We start from the raw sequence: 1,415 nt of genomic DNA on the forward strand, positions 1-1,415 counted from the left end.
ACTGGACTCTTGCATTTTTCCGTCCGATCCCAAAAATGGGCATACGGGTGGCGTAAAAGAATAAAATGTAACGATTACGAGGATAGTCTTAGATTTTTAAGCACTTCAACCAGAGGTTTTTGTGCCCATCCTTGTTCATAGGCATACAAAATGAGCTGCCCCATACAGTCCTTTCGAATACGACGTACCACATCTCCTAATGTGAGCGACGGCGAATGGCGTTTTCCTTTCGCCTGTTCAAGCGCAAGAAACGTATACGCCAGAAACTGAATCGTCCAAAATCGTTCGATCCCTTTGTGCGAAAGGTGCTGGTACTGATCGAAACCAAGCAACTCCTTAAAGTACCGATACCCAACTTCGATTTGCCAGCGTACGGCATAGTGGCGCAGGACGGTCACGACATCCAGGCTGGTATCCGTACACAGTAGGCAAAACGGTAGTTTTTTCGGGTCAAACTTGTCTTCCCAGGACAGAAACACACGCACATTTTCCATGTTGCTCAGCGGTCCTTCATACGCGTACACCTTATACGTCTGACCGTCTACGGTAACGGGGCAGAGGTCAGTCGGGCGAAGAATGGTGGACGCAAATGTGGACGTTTTGATTTTCATCCCAAACGGAGCGATCATTCGATTCGAGCGAAACGCACCAATGACATGAAATCCCTTTTTGGTACAGGCATCGATCAGCTTTTTACTGGTGTACCAGCTGTCGATCAGGACATATACGTGTTCATCTGGTGAAGAAGAATAGGTTTCAAGGAGTTCAATCGCCAGGTCATTTTTACTTTTGAACGGGACGTTTCGCTCTTTGCAGTCTTCCTTTCGAAAATAGGAACGAAAATCCCAGGCAACCGAGAGATCATCCGTTACCACATGAGCCGTCACGAGCGAATGAGACCAGACCGATTTTCCTTCTGAATGAGAATAATGAAAATCGAGACCCTCCATTTTCACAGTGGAACGTTCTTTTTTACATTGTGTGTCGTCTAGAATCAGGAACGTAATCGGACGTGTATCTCCCCATTTGGCACGCGTCTGGCGAATGGTTTCCATCAAATAGGAAAGCCGCTGCTTCGTAACGTATTGGGGGTTCCAAGGAGATTCCTGTAAAAAGCGAGTCATACAACTAAGGTCGCGATCATGGTTGGATGATCGTCGAATTTGGCTGATGTTGACTCGGCCCTCGCAAAGAATGATGCCATGAAGAAAAGCAAGCAAATGTCGGTGTTGTGGCTTCGATAAGAGTAAATTCAGCGCAAAAACAAACTTGACGATAGAAGAGTGAAAAGTTACCATAAAAGTGGACATTCTCCTTTTGAGTGGTTTTAGGTGTGGTAGCCCAAACTTCTATAAAAGGTCGGAATGTCCTTTTTTATTGCTCATTTTTCGACAAATTTTTTACAAGAGTCCAGT

General features: G+C 45.4%; 1 protein-coding gene. It reads right to left on the reverse strand.

Annotated features, from left to right (window positions below; all coding sequences use genetic code 11):
• Positions 1 to 74 precede the first annotated feature (74 nt).
• Positions 75 to 1,298 (reverse strand): IS701 family transposase, encoded by a 1,224-nt coding sequence (locus tag AF333_RS31010; protein WP_043065383.1) that lies wholly within the window; start codon positions 1,296 to 1,298, stop codon positions 75 to 77.
• Positions 1,299 to 1,415 lie beyond the last annotated feature (117 nt).

Source organism: Aneurinibacillus migulanus, assembly GCF_001274715.1.
GTDB classification, from domain to species: Bacteria; Bacillota; Bacilli; order Aneurinibacillales; family Aneurinibacillaceae; genus Aneurinibacillus; species Aneurinibacillus migulanus.

Excerpts from the sequence above, each read along its gene's own strand:
- AF333_RS31010 (WP_043065383.1), bottom strand. The coding sequence starts at position 1,298 with ATGGTAACTTTTCACTCTTCTATCGTCAAGTTTGTTTTTGCGCTGAAT.